The 16,124-nt window shown below is 35.6% G+C and carries 13 protein-coding genes; all 13 read left to right on the top strand.

What is annotated here, in order from left to right; translation table 11 throughout:
• Positions 1–135 precede the first annotated feature (135 nt).
• Positions 136–2,187, top strand: coding sequence for an ATP-dependent DNA helicase RecG (gene recG, locus H626_RS0100315; protein WP_027107544.1), 2,052 nt, complete (start codon positions 136–138; stop codon positions 2,185–2,187).
• 20 nt (positions 2,188–2,207) lie between these two features.
• The gene (plsX, locus tag H626_RS0100310; protein WP_027107543.1) at positions 2,208–3,230 is read left to right on the top strand and encodes a phosphate acyltransferase PlsX; all 1,023 of its coding nucleotides are present in this window, start codon (positions 2,208–2,210) and stop codon (positions 3,228–3,230) included.
• A gap of 108 nt (positions 3,231–3,338) precedes the next feature.
• A complete protein-coding gene (gene acpP / locus H626_RS0100305; protein ID WP_027107542.1) occupies positions 3,339–3,584 on the top strand; it encodes an acyl carrier protein in 246 nt (81 codons plus the stop codon).
• Between the two features lie 199 nt (positions 3,585–3,783).
• Positions 3,784–4,782, top strand: coding sequence for an ABC transporter ATP-binding protein (locus tag H626_RS0100300; RefSeq protein ID WP_425411620.1), 999 nt, complete (start codon positions 3,784–3,786; stop codon positions 4,780–4,782).
• Between the two features lie 2 nt (positions 4,783–4,784).
• The gene (locus tag H626_RS0100295) at positions 4,785–5,744 is read left to right on the top strand and encodes an ATP-binding cassette domain-containing protein (RefSeq protein WP_027107540.1); all 960 of its coding nucleotides are present in this window, start codon (positions 4,785–4,787) and stop codon (positions 5,742–5,744) included.
• Entirely contained in the window at positions 5,744–6,673 is a 930-nt protein-coding gene (locus tag H626_RS0100290; protein WP_027107539.1) for an ABC transporter permease, read from the top strand. Before H626_RS0100295 ends, H626_RS0100290 begins: the two co-directional genes overlap by 1 nt.
• Before the next feature lie 64 nt (positions 6,674–6,737).
• Positions 6,738–7,622 carry an ABC transporter permease gene (locus H626_RS0100285; protein ID WP_027107538.1) on the top strand — a complete coding sequence of 295 codons (885 nt, stop codon included), beginning with the start codon at positions 6,738–6,740 and terminating at the stop codon, positions 7,620–7,622.
• Between the two features lie 17 nt (positions 7,623–7,639).
• Entirely contained in the window at positions 7,640–9,466 is a 1,827-nt protein-coding gene (locus tag H626_RS0100280; protein ID WP_035618103.1) for an oligopeptide ABC transporter substrate-binding protein, read from the top strand.
• Between the two features lie 144 nt (positions 9,467–9,610).
• Positions 9,611–10,324 (top strand): ribonuclease III, encoded by a 714-nt coding sequence (rnc, locus tag H626_RS0100275; protein WP_027107536.1) that lies wholly within the window; start codon positions 9,611–9,613, stop codon positions 10,322–10,324.
• A 14-nt stretch (positions 10,325–10,338) separates the two neighbouring features.
• Positions 10,339–13,902, top strand: a complete 3,564-nt coding sequence (smc, locus tag H626_RS0100270) for a chromosome segregation protein SMC (protein ID WP_027107535.1) — start codon at positions 10,339–10,341, stop codon at positions 13,900–13,902.
• An 18-nt stretch (positions 13,903–13,920) separates the two neighbouring features.
• Positions 13,921–14,727 carry a Cof-type HAD-IIB family hydrolase gene (locus H626_RS0100265; RefSeq protein WP_027107534.1) on the top strand — a complete coding sequence of 269 codons (807 nt, stop codon included), beginning with the start codon at positions 13,921–13,923 and terminating at the stop codon, positions 14,725–14,727.
• A gap of 4 nt (positions 14,728–14,731) precedes the next feature.
• Positions 14,732–15,760 carry a signal recognition particle-docking protein FtsY gene (gene ftsY, locus H626_RS0100260; RefSeq protein ID WP_027107533.1) on the top strand — a complete coding sequence of 343 codons (1,029 nt, stop codon included), beginning with the start codon at positions 14,732–14,734 and terminating at the stop codon, positions 15,758–15,760.
• A gap of 13 nt (positions 15,761–15,773) precedes the next feature.
• Positions 15,774–16,106 (top strand): putative DNA-binding protein, encoded by a 333-nt coding sequence (locus H626_RS0100255; protein ID WP_027107532.1) that lies wholly within the window; start codon positions 15,774–15,776, stop codon positions 16,104–16,106.
• Positions 16,107–16,124: the final 18 nt, after the last annotated feature.

Genomic DNA, 16,124 nt, shown 5'->3' with positions numbered 1-16,124 from the left:
CAAGGGTGTCGTATTCACCTTTTGCTCAGAGTCTACTTCTTCTTATATTAAGTTGAAATAGGTATCGATAGGGTAATTAGTTTATGATCATCAAAAATGAAATAAAGATTTGAGAAGGAATGTGAATAGAGTGCCATGAATAATCAAACTAAAACCATATATAATTCAGTTAAAAACCTACCAAATGTTGGAGAAAAACGCTTAGAAGCATTGGCTGAGTTAGAGATTTTTACAATTTACGATTTACTTAGACATTTCCCCTTTCGGTATGAAGATTTAACTGTAAAAGATATAACTGAAGTAGAAGATAAAGAAAAAATCGTGCTCATTGGAGAGGTGGTTGCTTCTCCGGTGGTCAGCTACTATGCACCAAAAAAAAATCGATTATCTTTTCGAATAGTTTCTGATAAAGTGGTTATCCCTATAACATTCTTTAATCAACATTTTTTGAAAAATCAAATAAATACAGGTGAAACCATCCGGGTTTTCGGACGATGGGATAGTCAGAAGCGTTCTTTACAAGGAATTAAATTATTATCAAGTGATATTGAAAAAAAAGATTATGAACCTGTTTACCATACTACTAAGCGGATAAAACAAAAAACGTTAGTCAAGTTAATTGATAGTGCATTAAAAGACTACTATTCTTTAATTCCTGAGATCATGCCAGATTTTCTCGTGACGAAATTTAAACTTCTTTCAAACGCACGTTCTATTCAGATAATCCATTTTCCGAATTCTGAGAAGGAGAGTTTGATTGCGAGGCGCTCTCTCATTTTTCAAGAGTTTTTTGTATATCAATTAAAAATGCAAGAATGGAAAGAAAAAAACAAAAGAGTGAATCATGGAATTAAAAAAGAATATGATTTGCCTAAAATCAAAGAATTTTTAAGTACGTTACCTTTTGAACTCACAGGGGCTCAAAAAAGGGTAATCAATGAAATTGCAAAAGATTTGAAATTGCCTCAACAAATGTATCGTTTACTTCAGGGAGATGTAGGTAGTGGGAAAACTGTAGTGGCAGCGACCGCATTGTTTTCGACTTGGACTGCGGGTTACCAGTCTGCTTTTATGGCTCCCACAGAAATTTTAGCTGAGCAGCATATGAAAAATTTAAGTGAATTGTTTCAATCTAATGATCTAACTATTGAATTATTAACAGGCTCTACTAAAGCTAAAGATCGTAAGCGAATATTAACCGATTTAAAAACCGGAAAGATAGATGTGCTGATCGGTACTCATGCTTTGATTCAAAAAGATGTCGAATACCATTCTTTGGGTTTAGTCATAACAGATGAACAGCATCGTTTTGGAGTAAATCAACGAAAAGTATTAAGAGAAAAAGGTGTTCACCCTGATGTGTTATTCATGACGGCAACGCCGATACCACGAACATTAGCCATTAGCGCTTTTGGTGATATGGACATTTCAACTCTAGATGAAATGCCTAGTGGGAGAAAACCTGTAAAGACTTATTGGTTAAAAAATAGTCAGGTAGAACAAGTCGATACTTTTACTAAGAAACAATTAAAAAATAACTCACAGGTTTATGTAATTAATCCATTGATTGATGAATCAGAAAATATGGACCTACAAAATGCTGTGGAAACGTACGAAAGTTACCGCAATAAGTTTGGCAAGGAGTATGAAATAGGTCTTCTGCATGGAAAACTACCTTCAAAAGATAAAGAAGAAATTATGCGGGCTTTTAAACAAAATAAGATTCAAATCCTCGTTTCTACTACCGTAATAGAGGTAGGAGTGGATGTTCCAAATGCAACATTGATGATCATCAATGATGCTGATCGATTTGGCCTCGCTCAATTGCACCAGTTACGTGGAAGAGTGGGAAGAGGAAAAAAAGAATCAACCTGTATTTTGCTAGCGAATCCCAAAACAGAGAATGGTAAGATCCGCATGCAAATTATGACAGAAACGAATGATGGTTTCCTACTGAGTGAAAAAGATTTAGAACTCCGAGGTCAAGGAGATATTTTTGGAAAGCAGCAATCGGGTGTCCCACAATTTAAAATTGGAGATTTGGTGGAAGATTTTAATATTTTACAAGTTGCCAGAGAAGAAGCGATCAAACTTATTCGTTCAAAAGAATTCCAGCAAGAGGATTCATTTGTTGAGCTAAAAAAACATAGTCAAATATCTATGGATGATTCAATCGTTTTAGATTAACAGTACGAGGAGGAAAAAAGATGAAAATAGCAATAGACGCTATGGGGGGAGATCATGCTCCCCAAGCAATCGTAGAAGGTGTGAATAAAGCATCTAAACAATTTGAACATGTCACATTTCTTTTATATGGTGACAAGGAAAAAATAGAAAAATACTTAGATGATTCGAATAAAGAAAATATTAGAATAATTCACACAAATGAAAAAATCGAAAGTGATGATAATCCAGTAAGGTCAGTACGCAGAAAAAAGAAAGCTTCAATGGTTCTAGCTGCACAAGCAGTGAAAGATGGAGAAGCTGATGCTATCTTTTCTGCGGGGAATACCGGGGCATTACTTGCGGCGGGCATGTTGATAGTAGGAAGAATCAAAGGAATAGATCGACCAGGATTAATGACGATCATGCCTTCCTTGTCTGAACACAAAGATTCTTTTCTCATGTTAGATGTTGGGGCCAATGCGGACAGCAAACCAATCAATTTAAATCAATATGCTACTTTAGGTACCTATTATGCAAAACATGTACTAAAAAGAAATAAACCGACGGTGGGGCTATTGAACAATGGAACAGAAGAAAACAAGGGCAATGAGTTAGCTAAACAAGCTTTTTCATTGTTGAAAGAAAATAAAGAAATTACTTTCAAAGGGAATATAGAAGCTCGGACAATATTAAATGGAGAAGTAGATGTTGTAGTCACAGATGGATTTACAGGGAACGCTGTACTAAAAACCATTGAGGGGACTGCAATTTCATTACTTTCTTTAATTAAAGAAAGTATTCAGAAAGATACAAAATCAAAATTGGGCGGACTTCTATTAAAAGATGGACTAAAAAATGTCAAAAATGTTATGGACTACTCTAAATACGGTGGGGCTGTTTTATTTGGGTTGAAAGCTCCAGTCGTAAAAACTCACGGATCGGCAAACAGTGAAGCGGTCTATTATACAATTAAACAAATTGAAGAGATGCTATCTTCACAAGTAGTAAATGGTGTGGTAAACTTTTTTGAAACATCTAACAATGGAGATAGTAATAAAAATTGAGTGTTTAAATTTATTAAATGAGTAAAGTCACCAATTAATCATGGAAATTTCATTTTTCTTTAGGTACAATTAACTGTAACGCATAAAAAACATCGGAGGTATAGATAAATGAGTAAAAACGAAGAAATATTTTTAAAAGTAAAGGGTATAATTGTAGAAAGACTAGGAGTTGACGAGGATAAAGTAACCCGTGAGACTACATTTAAAGAAGATCTGGGCGCAGATTCACTAGACATAGTAGAATTGGTCATGGAAATGGAAGATACTTTTGGAACAGAAATATCCGACGAGGATGCTGAAGAAATAACTACTGTGGGTAAAGCAGTTGATTATATTGAAAAGCAAGAAGAATAAGTAAACGTTTGTTTTTTCTTTTATGACATTTGTTAAATGTAAATGAGCGTAGTATAAGAATAATGATAGCCTGATTAAAATTTGTGTTGATTAGTATTGAAAAAATGTGTATAATTCAGAATATATTATTAAATGTTTATAAACGTTTAATAATTCTCTCATAAAGTTGAGAATAGTTTAGGAGGTATTTTTAGTGGCTATTGAACGTCCATTATTAGAAATCAATCATTTAGAAACAGGGTTTCGTATTACTGACGATTATTATAACGCTGTTGATGATGTATCATTAACTTTAGAAAAAAATGAAATACTAGCAATTGTTGGGGAATCTGGTTGTGGAAAGAGCACACTTGCTACTTCGATCATGGGACTCCATGATGCAAAAAACACACAAATCAAAGGTGAAGTAATTTATAATGACATAAATTTGTTAGAATTAAATGAAAATTTATACAATGGAATTCGTGGAAATGATATTGGTATGATTTTCCAAGATCCACTAGGTTCTTTGAATCCATTGATGACAATACATGATCAAATTGCAGAAACACTTGTTTATCACTCAAGTATGAATAGCCAACAACGAACTGCACGTGTACTCGAATTATTGAATCAAGTAGGTATTCCAAAACCTGAACGGGTAATGAAACAATATCCGCATGAATTATCAGGTGGGATGAGACAACGTGTGGTTATAGCTATTGCTTTAGCAAATAAACCACCAATCATTATTGCCGATGAACCGACTACTGCTTTAGATGTTACTATTCAAGCTCAAATTTTAGATTTGATGAATGATATACAGGATGAAACAGGATCAGGTATTATTTTAATTACGCATGACTTAGGAGTTGTTGCAGCAACTGCAGACCGGGTAGCCGTTATGTATGCTGGACAAATTGTAGAAGAAGCACCGGTTGAAGAATTGTTTGCTAATCCGAAACATCCCTATACGCGTTCGTTGTTGAATTCAATTCCACATGAACTAGAAGATGACGATGATGAACTGCATGTTATCCAAGGAACCGTTCCATCTTTACAAAATTTACCAAGGACAGGTGACCGTTTTGCTCCACGCATTCCGTGGATACCGGCTGAAGCCCACGAAGAGAATCCTGTTCTGCATGAAATTTCTCCAGGTCATAAAGTGAGATGCACATGCTGGAAACATTTTCACTTTGAGGGAGAGGATGAGTAATAATGGGATTTATTGAAGTAAAAAACTTAAAAATTCATTACCCTATCAGAGGGGGGATTTTCAATACAATTCAGGATCATGTTAAAGCGGTTGATGGAATTGATTTGAAAATCGAAAAAGGAAAAACATATGGATTAGTTGGAGAATCAGGTTCTGGTAAGACAACTATCGGTAAATCTATTATTGGTTTAGAAGAAATTACTTCGGGTAAAATACTCTACAATGGAATAGATGTTACTAACCGGGCAAGAAGTAGAAAAAAAGAATATAAAGACTATAATCGAGATGTTCAAATGATTTTTCAGGATTCTGCATCTTCTTTGAATCCTAAAAAGAGAATTAAAGATGTTATTTCAGAACCAATGGATAATTACTTTAAATTATCACCTGATGAAACATCTAAAAGAGTAATTGAACTTTTAGAAATTGTTGGGATGAATGAAGAGGCGATGTATAAATATCCTCATGAATTCTCCGGTGGACAAAGACAACGTATCGGGGTCGCACGAGCCGTTGCAAGTAATCCTAAGCTGATCATTGCAGATGAACCAACATCTGCTTTGGACTTATCTGTTCAAGCTCAGGTGCTTAACTTCATGAGACGCATCCAGAAGGAATATGAGTTGAGCTACCTATTTATTTCTCATGATTTGGGCGTAGTACAACACATGTCTGATGATATAGCTATTATGCATAAAGGTAGATTCGTAGAACAGGGCTCTAAAACAGAAATATATAATAATCCACAACATATCTATACTAAGCGTTTGTTATCTGCTATTCCAGATATGGATCCGACGACTCGAAAAGCACATAAAATTGAGCGTTTGAGAGTTGAAAAAGAATACACGGATCAGGAAAAAGAATATTATGACAAAGATGGTCGGGTATATGATTTAAGCCCTCTAAATGAAAACCATTATGTAGCCTTAAATCCAAATGGTATAGGAGGGAACCTCTAATGTGGAAAACAGTTGTACGAAGAATTTTATTAATGATTCCGCAAATTTTCATTTTAAGTATATTAGTTTTTGGTGTTGCTAAACTGATGCCTGGAGACCCATTTACAGGATTGATCACACCGGAAACCGATCCTATGGTTATCGAAATGCTTCGAGAAAGAGCTGGATTGAATGATCCAGTCCCTGTACAATATTTTCGTTGGTTAGGAAATGCCTTACAAGATGTTATGACTATTATAGGTATGCGTGCACAAAACACAATACTTCTGTCTGCCTTGTCATTGGTACTCACGTATCTGATCGCATTACCTTTAGGAATGTTTGCTGGTAGATATAATGATTCGTTTTTTGATAAAGCAGTCGTTGTTTACAATTATGTCAGTTTTGCTATTCCGACATTCGTTTTAGCCTTGTTAATGCTTTGGTTGTTCGGTTATACATTAAATTGGTTCCCTACAAGCGGATCAGTTGACGTAACGTATGCGAGCGGTTCGATGGATTACTTCTTAAATAGAGCATACCATCTAGTCTTGCCAGGTATTACAGCTGCCTTTCTAGGAACAACGAGTATTATTCAGTATTTAAGAAGTGAAGTCATTGATGCAAAAACACAAGATTACGTTAAAACGGCACGCTCTAAAGGAGTACCAGAAACAGTCGTCTATAATCGCCATATTTTCAGAAACTCTGCATTACCAATTGCATCTACTTTAGGTTATCAAATTACCTTCTTAATTGGTGGATCTGTATTTATTGAACAAATTTTTGCTTTCCCAGGAATGGGACAATTATTTGTAAGTTCAATTAATAGTCGCGATTACAGTGTAATTACTGCGCTCGTTCTGCTGTTCGGTGTGGCTACATTATTTGGGACATTATTGTCTGATATTATTATGAGTATTGTGGATCCACGTATCCGAATCGACTAATGAAACATACAGCGGAAAGGAATGAAAAAGAATGTCAGGAAATAAAAACACAGATGCTGAAGTAATGACTGGAGATATCCCCATTAGTACACCACCGATGGGATTTCGAGTTATTGCAAGAGAATTTTTAAGAGATCGAGTTGCTCTTGGAGCATTCGTTATATTAGTTTTATTGATAGTAGGAATTTTTGTGGGTTCATTAGCGATTGACTTAGATAAAGTCATGCGGGTTAGTTTGATGGACCAATACGCACCTCCTAGTGCAGATTTTCTGCTTGGAACTGATTCAGGCGGAAGAGATATATTAGGCCAACTAATTGTTGGAGCGCGTAACTCAATTCTTATCGGGATCGCCGTTACTATACTTACAAGTATATTGGGTGTCCTTGTAGGGATCACTGCAGGTTTTTATGGTGGAGTGATCGATAATATTCTCATGCGTATTGTAGATTTTATTATGTTGCTTCCGACAACGATGTTAATTATAGTGTTTGTTACTATTGTAAAAAACTATGATGTCTGGTCCTTCATTTTAATTATGAGCGCATTTTATTGGGTCGGCCAAGCTCGCCTGATAAGAAGTAAAGCTTTGTCTGAAGGAAGAAGAGATTATATCAGTGCTTCCAAGACAATGGGAACACCTTCTCTATATATTATGTTTCGTGAAATCATGCCGAATCTTAGTTCATTAATTATTGTTAACGTTACATTGAACTTTGCGGCAAACATTGGTATTGAGACTGGCTTAACATACTTAGGTTTTGGATTACCATCTTCCACACCTAGTTTGGGAACATTAGTCAGTTATGCATCTTCTCCAGATATTTTGGAGAATAAAACGTGGGTTTGGTTACCAGCATCGTTGTTGATTTTAACGCTGATGTTGAGTATAAACTATGTCGGTCAAGCATTGAAACGTGCGGCTGACGCTAAACAAAGATTAGGTTAAGAAAAGGGGAGAGAGATATGTTGAAGAAAAAATATAGTTTGTTAACTAGCACGGCAGCTATTGCTTTTGTATTAGCAGCATGTGGTGGTAGTGGGGATACTACCGACACAACTGATTCTTCGGGCTCAGGCGATACTTCAGATACTTCTAACGGTGAAGTAGCAGAAGGCGTCGTTGATTTCGAATCTGCAGTAGTAAATGATGGAGAAGTAATAGATGGTGGAACATTAAACGTTGCATTAGTTACTGACACTCCATTCCAAGGATTATTCAGTTATGAATTATATGAAGATGCATATGATGCAGACTTGTTCCAATTCACAATCGAAGAAATTTTTGGAGCTGATGAAAACTTCCAGATTGATGATTCAGGTGCTGCCACATTAGATTTAGATCAAGAAAATAATATGGCAACTATTACATTAAAAGATGGTGTTACATGGTCTGATGGGGAAGCTGTAACAACTGAAGATTTACTCTATTCTTATGAAGTAATTGGACACCCTGATTACACAGGAATCCGTTATGACCCTACAATGACAAACATTGTTGGAATGGAAGAATATCACAATGGTGATGCTGATACTATTTCTGGAATCACATTGGTCGATGACCAAACAATGGAAATTCAATATCAAGAAGTTGGAGTTCAAATGCTTCAATCTGGTGGTGGGATTTGGTCAGGAGCTATGCCTAAACATCAACTAGAAGACATTGCAATCGCTGATTTGGAATCTTCTCCAGAAGTTAGAGAAAATCCAGTTGGTTTTGGACCTTTCTATGTTGAAAATATTGTTGCAGGTGAGTCTGTAGAATACGTAGCTAACCCACATTACTATAAAGGTGAACCTCAGCTTGATAAAGTAGTTGTTCAAGTTGTTCCTTCTTCAAGTATCGTGGCTGCTTTAGAAAATAGTCAGTACGACCTTGCTTTAAGTATGCCAACAGATTTGTATGAAACTTATTCTGATTTACCTGGTTATACTATTTTAGGTAGAGAGCAATTAGCTTATACTTATATCGGATTTAAATTAGGCGAATGGGATGCTGAAGCTGGGGAAGTTGTTCCTGATGAAAATGCTAAGATGGCAGACCTAGCTCTTCGTCAAGCAATGGGATACGCTATGGATAACGATGCAGTTGGGGCACAATTCTATGATGGATTACGTAGCCGTGCGAACTCAGCTATCATTCCTGCATTTGGTGGATACCACAATCCTGATGTAGCAGGATATCCATATGATCCTGAAATGGCTGAGCAATTATTAGACGAAGCTGGCTATGAAGATGTTGATGGCGATGGATTCCGTGAAGATCCAGACGGTAAACCATTAGAAATCAAATTTGCATCAATGGCTGGTGGAGAAACTGCTGAACCTATCGCTGAGTATTACATGCAGTCATGGGCTCAAGTAGGATTGAACGTAACTCTTACTGATGGTCGTTTGCTTGAATTCAATAGTTTCTATGACCGTGTTGAAGCGGATGATCCTGAAATCGATATTTATCAAGGAGCATGGGGAACAGGTACAGATCCTACTCCAGAAGGCTTATATGGCCGTACAGCTCCATTTAACTACACTCGTTGGGCTTCAGAAGAAAATGATCAGTTCTTAGCTGACATGACTAGTGATAAGTCCTTTGATATTGATTGGCGTGAAGGTGTCTTCCACGAATGGCAAGAATACTTTAGCGAACAAGCACCGATTATTCCTACATTGTTCCGTAATGAAACATTACCGGTCAATAATCGTGTAAGTGAATATCAATGGGGTTATGATGCTCCATCTGATTTCGGATGGCACACAGTTGGTGTAACGTCTGATGACGCTGCAACCGAATAATATAACTAAATAAAAATTAGGAAAGGGAAGCCGGAATACCGGCTTTCTTTTTTTTGCTTAAATTCAATTATTCGTAAGGTTTATTTTTTTGATTAGAACCAGTATAATGAAAGGGATATGATTGAAAGAAAGGAAGAACACAGTATGAAAAAATTGCAACAATTTTTGAAAGAAACATATGCTATTGAATTTAATGATCCTAAGCTATTGAAAGAAGCATTCACACATTCATCTTATGTAAATGAACATCAAAAACAGAAGTTAAATGATAATGAGCGAATAGAGTTTTTAGGAGATGCCGTATTGGAATTGACGGTTTCAGAATATTTATACGAAAAATATCCCGAATTTCCAGAAGGATACCTAACTAAAATGCGTGCATCCATAGTTTGTGAAGCGAGTTTAAGCCAATTTGCAAAAGAATGCGGATTTAATCAGTATGTGTTGTTGGGCAAAGGTGAACAGCGTATGAATGGAAAACAGAGACCCGCTTTACTTTGTGATTTATTTGAAGCTTTCATAGGTGCGTTATATTTGGATCAAGGCGTGGAGTCTGTGCAAACATTCTTAAAGAAAACAGTATACAAGAAGATAGACTCAGGTGCTTTTTCACATGGGATGGATTTTAAAACCGAACTTCAGGAATTTTTACAAAAAAATGGTGAAGTATCTATTCAATATAGAATAGTTGAAGAGATTGGTCCAGCTCATATGAAAGAGTTCGTGACACAAGTATTTGTAGAAGAAGATGTAGTTGGGGAAGGTAAAGGTTCCTCCAAAAAAAATGCAGAACAAGCTGCGGCTGAAAATGCCCTTCGTCATTTAAAAGAAAACAACAAACAGACGATGGATCAGTAAAGGAGTCAGAGACGGTGGAATTAAAAAAAATAGAATTAAATGGCTTCAAATCTTTCGCCGATAAAACTACAATTGATTTTGATCAAGGAGTCACAGCAATTGTAGGTCCAAACGGAAGTGGAAAAAGCAATGTTATTGAAGCTTTACGCTGGGTCATGGGAGAACAATCAGCTCGCAACCTCAGGGGTGGAAAAATGCATGATGTCATTTTTTCAGGTACTCATGCACGGAAACCAGTTAATATTGCTGAAGTTACTTTGCTTTTAGACAATTCGGATTTTTTCTTACCTATAGACTTTGAAGAAGTAAGTATCAGTCGCCGCCTGCATAGAAATGGTGAAAGTGAATACCGATTAAACAAACAACCGTGTCGATTGAAAGATATAGTGGACTTGTTCATGGATTCTGGATTAGGAAAAGAATCTTTTTCTATTATTAGTCAGGGACAGGTTGAAGCAATTTTTAACAGTAAAGCTGAAGATAGAAGATCTATTTTCGAAGAAGCTGCGGGAGTTTTGAAATATAAACAAAGAAAAAAAGCTGCAGAAAAAAAATTAGATGAAACACAAGGAAATTTAGATCGTGTTCAAGATATTTTATACGAATTAGAAGCGCAAGTGGATCCGTTAAAAGAGCAAGCAAGTCTAGCTAATGCTTATGTAGGGCACAAAAAAGAATTGACTGACCTAGATATTTCAGTAACAGTAACTCAAATAGAACAATTTAGTCTAGATTCAAAAGAATTAAACGAGAAAATCAGTCAGTCAAATAAAAATATTCAACAAATCAACGAGACTATCAGAAGCAAAGAAGAGGCAACTCGAGCAATAAAAGTGGAATTACATCAAATTGAAAGTAATCAGCAAATTGTTCAAAATAACTATCTAGAGGCCGTTAAAAATGTTGAAAGATATGAGTCTCAAAAAGAACTCGTTCACTATAAAGAAACAAATGCAGAAGAACAGATAGCTTATTATGATCAACAATTAGTTCAAAATAATCAAGAACTAACTGAATTAATCAATGTAAAAAAAGAAGTAAAAGCAAAAATCGAGACCAAAAACAAAGAATTAAAAAAAAGTCAAAGCTTGGTTACGCAGTTGAAAAAAAGCTTGAGCCAATTTGATCGGAATAGTCAGAGAAACACGGAAACATTACGTGAGGAATATTTTTCTGCACTACAAAAAAGTGCGGCTTTAAAAAATGAGTTAAATTATTTTTCTAAAGAAAAGGAACAGCGAGAATTTTCATTAAATAAACTGCAACTGGAGATTGAAAAACTAAGCCAAGAAAAAATAAAATTAGAAATAAATTTAGAAAACATAACACAACACCATCAAGAGATAACAGCTGAACTTGATGAGCTAACTAAAAGCTTTAGACAAATAAGCAATAAGATACAATTGATAACACGGGATTTAGATAGCGATGAAACAAAGATGTATGATTCCTTACGCGTTTTACAGCAAGTTCAAGCAAACGAGAAGAGCCTACAGCAAATAGTTAACAATTATTCTGGATACTTTCAAGGTGTTCAAACTGTTATGAAACAAAAAGATCAAGTAGCAGGAATAATAGGTACTGTTGCAGATGTCATTCAAGTTTCGAAAAAATATGAAATAGCTATTGATACTGTTTTAGGTTCTGCTAGTCAATTTATTGTTATGGATAATGAAACACATGCTCAACAGGCTATACAATTATTGAAGAAAATCAAGGGAGGGCGAGCAACATTCCTACCTTTAACAACTGTATCGCAAAGAAACATTAGCGATTCCCTGCTGTCTACGATAAAAAACAGTAACGGCTTTATCGGAGTAGCTGCTGAGGTAGTTGATTATGACTCCAAACTACAGCCTATTATAAAAAACTTATTAGGAAATACTTTAATAGCAGAAAATTTACAAGCAGCAACGGAAATTTCTAAAAAACTACAATATAAATTCAGAGTGGTCAGTTTAGAGGGAGATTTGATGAATGCCGGTGGATCGATGACTGGTGGTCAAAATAAGAATTCTTCTTCACGTAATTTGATTTCTCAAAAGAACAAGATCAAGCAACTCTCTCTTCAAAAGAAAACGTTACAAGATGAACTAGAAAAGCGTGAATCAAGTGTAAAAAAACTAAAGTCAGAGAAAAAAAAGCTAGAGGAACAGTTTAATTCGATCCGTACTCAAGGTGAAGAGAAGCGGTTGGCCGAACAAAAAGAAGCAAACAAAAAAGAAGCAATAGAAGAACGTATGCAACAACTCAATAAACAAATGAAGGCTCTTCGTTATGAAAAAGGTGAATTAAGCGAAGACAGTCTGATAGCCGAAAATAAGGTAGGGGAAACGAGTAAGGAAATCGAGTCTACCCTTAGTAAGATCAAAGATTTAAAACAAGAAATGGATCTGTTTAATTTAGAAACAGATGAAAAAGAAAAGCGAAAAATGAATCTGATTGATAAAGTGAGTCAAGAAAGAGAAAGAAAAATCAAATTAGAACAAATCATTAAAAATTTTGAAAATGAGCTGAACCATTTAACTAAGCAAATAGAAAAAGCAAAGAATACAATTGAAGACTTGGAAAACGTCAAGAAGTTGCGTTCAACAACTAAAAATTCTTTATCAATAGAAGAAATAATTAAGCACCTAGAGTATTTCAAGGCTGAAAAAGAAAATTTGAATATACAACTGCACCAAATGAAGATAGAAAAGGATTCTAAAGAGAAAGACAGGGAGCAGATTGAAGAAGCCATACAAAGTTTGGAGAATAAAAAAGAGAACTATTTATTGGAACAATCCGATTTGACTGTTGCTTATAACAGGAAAGATGTCGGTATCGATCATTTGTTGGTTTACCTTCAAGAAGAATACCAAGTCAGTTTTGAAGAAGCAAAACTAGCTTATCGTTTGAAAGAAGAGTTAGAAATAGCTAAAAAGAAAGTTAAATTGATAAAAAGAAGTATAGACGAAATTGGACCGGTCAACTTAAACTCTATTGACGAATACCACAAGGTTAAATCAAGATGGGAATTTTTGAGTGAACAACAGGCTGATTTGATTAATGCAAAAGAACAGTTGTATGAGACAATGGGTGAAATGGATGCAGAAGTATCTCAACGATTTAAAAAAACTTTCATGGATATTAAAGAAAGATTTTCACAAGTTTTCCCTCAAATGTTTGGTGGCGGAAAAGCAGAGCTCAAGTTGACAGATCCAGAAGATCTTTTGTCTTCCGGAGTTGAAATCATTGCTCAACCCCCTGGGAAAAAATTACAACAGTTAAGCTTATTATCTGGTGGAGAACGGGCATTGACTGCTATTTCTTTGTTGTTTTCCATTATTCAAGTAAAACCCATTCCTTTTTGCGTATTGGATGAAGTAGAGGCTGCATTGGATGAAGCCAATGTCGCGCGTTTCGGGAAATATTTGCATACATTTGAAACAGATACACAGTTCATTGTAATTACACACCGGAAAGGAACAATGGAAGAAGCTGATTCATTGTATGGAATAACCATGCAGGAAAAAGGAGTTTCTAAAATTGTGTCTGTTAGATTACAAGAAGTAGACATGACTTCATTAAAAAATTAAAAGGTCAAAGGAGAACAAATGATTAAATTAGTGGCGTTAGATTTAGACGGAACATTATTGAATGAGAAAAAAATAGTATCAGAAAAAAACAAAAAAGCTATTGGAATGCTAAAAGAAAAAGGGATTCATGTTATTCTATGTACAGGTCGTCCATTGTTGGGAATGAAACATTTATTGGAAGAGCTGGATCTGAATAATCCAGGGAATTATGCCATAACTTATAACGGTGGACTCGTACAAGAAACGCACACTGGAGGAACTATTTATTCCAAAAGTTTTCAGTTTGAAGAAGTAGAAGATATTTATCAGATGAGTCAAACAATCGGCGTGCCCTGTAATTTCATTGATTTAGAAAAGGTTTATGAACCTTCTTATCCAGAGGGACGCCCATCAATGTACCCAGAAATAATGAACATCTTACCTTTTGAAAAAATCAATGGGAAAAATACACCAGATGCTGAGATAAACAAAATCGTATTCTGTACTCCACAATATCATCTGGATAACGCAATCGAAAAGATTCCTCAATCGTATTTTGAAAAATATACTTTGATGAAATCCAGACCGATATTGCTGGAAGTTTTACCAAAAGATGTCGATAAAGGAAACGGAATCGCGAAATTAGTTGAAATTTTAGGGATCCAACAATCAGAAGTGATGGCTATAGGGGATCAAGAGAATGATTTGGCCATGATCGAGTATGCTGGAATAGGAGTTGCAATGGGAAATGCAATCGACTCTGTTAAAAGAGCAGCCCAGTATATTACAGAAGATTATCAAAATGATGGTGTAGCTGTAGCCATTAATAAATTTACGAAAGAGTGAGCAAATGGGACTATTTGATAAAATAAAAAAAGCTTTTACTGGAGTAGAAGATAAGCCAGTCGAGAAAGTAGAAAAAACTGAGGAAGCGAATTTAGGCGAAATAGATAAATACGAAAAAGGTCTTGAAAAATCTAGAAGTTCATTTTCTCGTAAGATGAATGAATTGTTTGCTAATTTTCGTTATATCGATGAAGATTTTTTTGAAGATTTAGAAGATATCTTAATTGAATCAGATGTTGGATTCGAAGCCACGATGGAAATTTCTGATAAATTAAGATACGAAGCTCAAGTAAATAATGTTAAATCAATGAAAGATGCCGAGCGTGTGATCGTAGAAACGATGGTCGATATGTATGGTGAAGTCAGTCCGGATTCCGAGAGTATTCATTTTAATAAAGATGGATTGACTATTATCTTATTTGTCGGCGTCAATGGTGTCGGAAAAACCACAACAATAGCAAAAATGGCCCATCAATTTAAAGAAGAAGGAAAGAAAGTTCTTTTAGTTGCAGGAGACACATTCCGTGCGGGAGCTATAGAACAATTAAAGGTTTGGGGGTCACGTGTGGGCGCAGAGGTAGTTTCAACCAAACAAGGTGGAGATCCAGCTGCGGTTGTGTTCGATGGAATAAAGCAAGCACAAGATCAACAGGCGGATGTATTATTTATTGATACGGCTGGACGTTTACAGAACAAAAAAAATCTAATGAATGAATTGGATAAGATGAAACGCGTCATTACACGAGAGATACCGGATGCACCACATGAGGTATTGTTAGTGTTAGATGCTACAACAGGTCAAAATGCGCTAAATCAGGCAAAACAATTTAGAGAAACCACCAATGTTACGGGGATCGTTTTAACGAAGCTAGATGGAACAGCCAAAGGTGGAATAGTACTGGCTATTGGCAAGGAGTTAGGAATTCCGGTCAAATTTGTCGGTTTGGGCGAAACCATGAATGATTTGCGCCCATTCAATACAGAAAAATTTGTCTACGGTCTCTTCAGCGAGCTAATTCGAGATACACTATGAGAAGAGGATATGTATGGAATTAGAAAAAACGAATCATATGAATACACTATTTGAATTCTATGGGTCCTTACTAACTATAAAACAACAAGCGTACATGCAATTATACTATGCAGATGACTTCTCTTTGGGAGAAATTGCTGAAGATTTCCAAGTGAGTCGACAAGCCATTTATGATAATATTAAACGGACAGAAGTAATTTTAGAAGCATACGAGTCAAAATTACGCTTAGTTGAAGAATTCAACAAAAACAATAGGCGAATTCAACAATTGAAGGATTATATTGATTTGCATTACTCTACGGATGAAAGACTAGTAGAGCTAGCCAATCAACTATTGAAGAAGTAAGAATGGAGAGAGGAACTT

Source organism: Lacticigenium naphthae DSM 19658, assembly GCF_000425865.1.
Classification (GTDB): Bacteria; Bacillota; Bacilli; order Lactobacillales; family Carnobacteriaceae_A; genus Lacticigenium; species Lacticigenium naphthae.
This window is presented reverse-complemented; position numbering and strand designations above follow the sequence as displayed.

Coding starts and splice junctions, on each gene's coding strand:
- recG (WP_027107544.1), top strand. CDS start 136: ATGAATAATCAAACTAAAACCATATATAATTCAGTTAAAAACCTACCA.
- plsX (WP_027107543.1), top strand. CDS start 2,208: ATGAAAATAGCAATAGACGCTATGGGGGGAGATCATGCTCCCCAAGCA.
- acpP (WP_027107542.1), top strand. CDS start 3,339: ATGAGTAAAAACGAAGAAATATTTTTAAAAGTAAAGGGTATAATTGTA.
- H626_RS0100295 (WP_027107540.1), top strand. CDS start 4,785: ATGGGATTTATTGAAGTAAAAAACTTAAAAATTCATTACCCTATCAGA.
- H626_RS0100290 (WP_027107539.1), top strand. CDS start 5,744: ATGTGGAAAACAGTTGTACGAAGAATTTTATTAATGATTCCGCAAATT.
- H626_RS0100285 (WP_027107538.1), top strand. CDS start 6,738: ATGACTGGAGATATCCCCATTAGTACACCACCGATGGGATTTCGAGTT.
- H626_RS0100280 (WP_035618103.1), top strand. CDS start 7,640: ATGTTGAAGAAAAAATATAGTTTGTTAACTAGCACGGCAGCTATTGCT.
- rnc (WP_027107536.1), top strand. CDS start 9,611: ATGAAAAAATTGCAACAATTTTTGAAAGAAACATATGCTATTGAATTT.
- H626_RS0100265 (WP_027107534.1), top strand. CDS start 13,921: ATGATTAAATTAGTGGCGTTAGATTTAGACGGAACATTATTGAATGAG.
- ftsY (WP_027107533.1), top strand. CDS start 14,732: ATGGGACTATTTGATAAAATAAAAAAAGCTTTTACTGGAGTAGAAGAT.
- H626_RS0100255 (WP_027107532.1), top strand. CDS start 15,774: ATGGAATTAGAAAAAACGAATCATATGAATACACTATTTGAATTCTAT.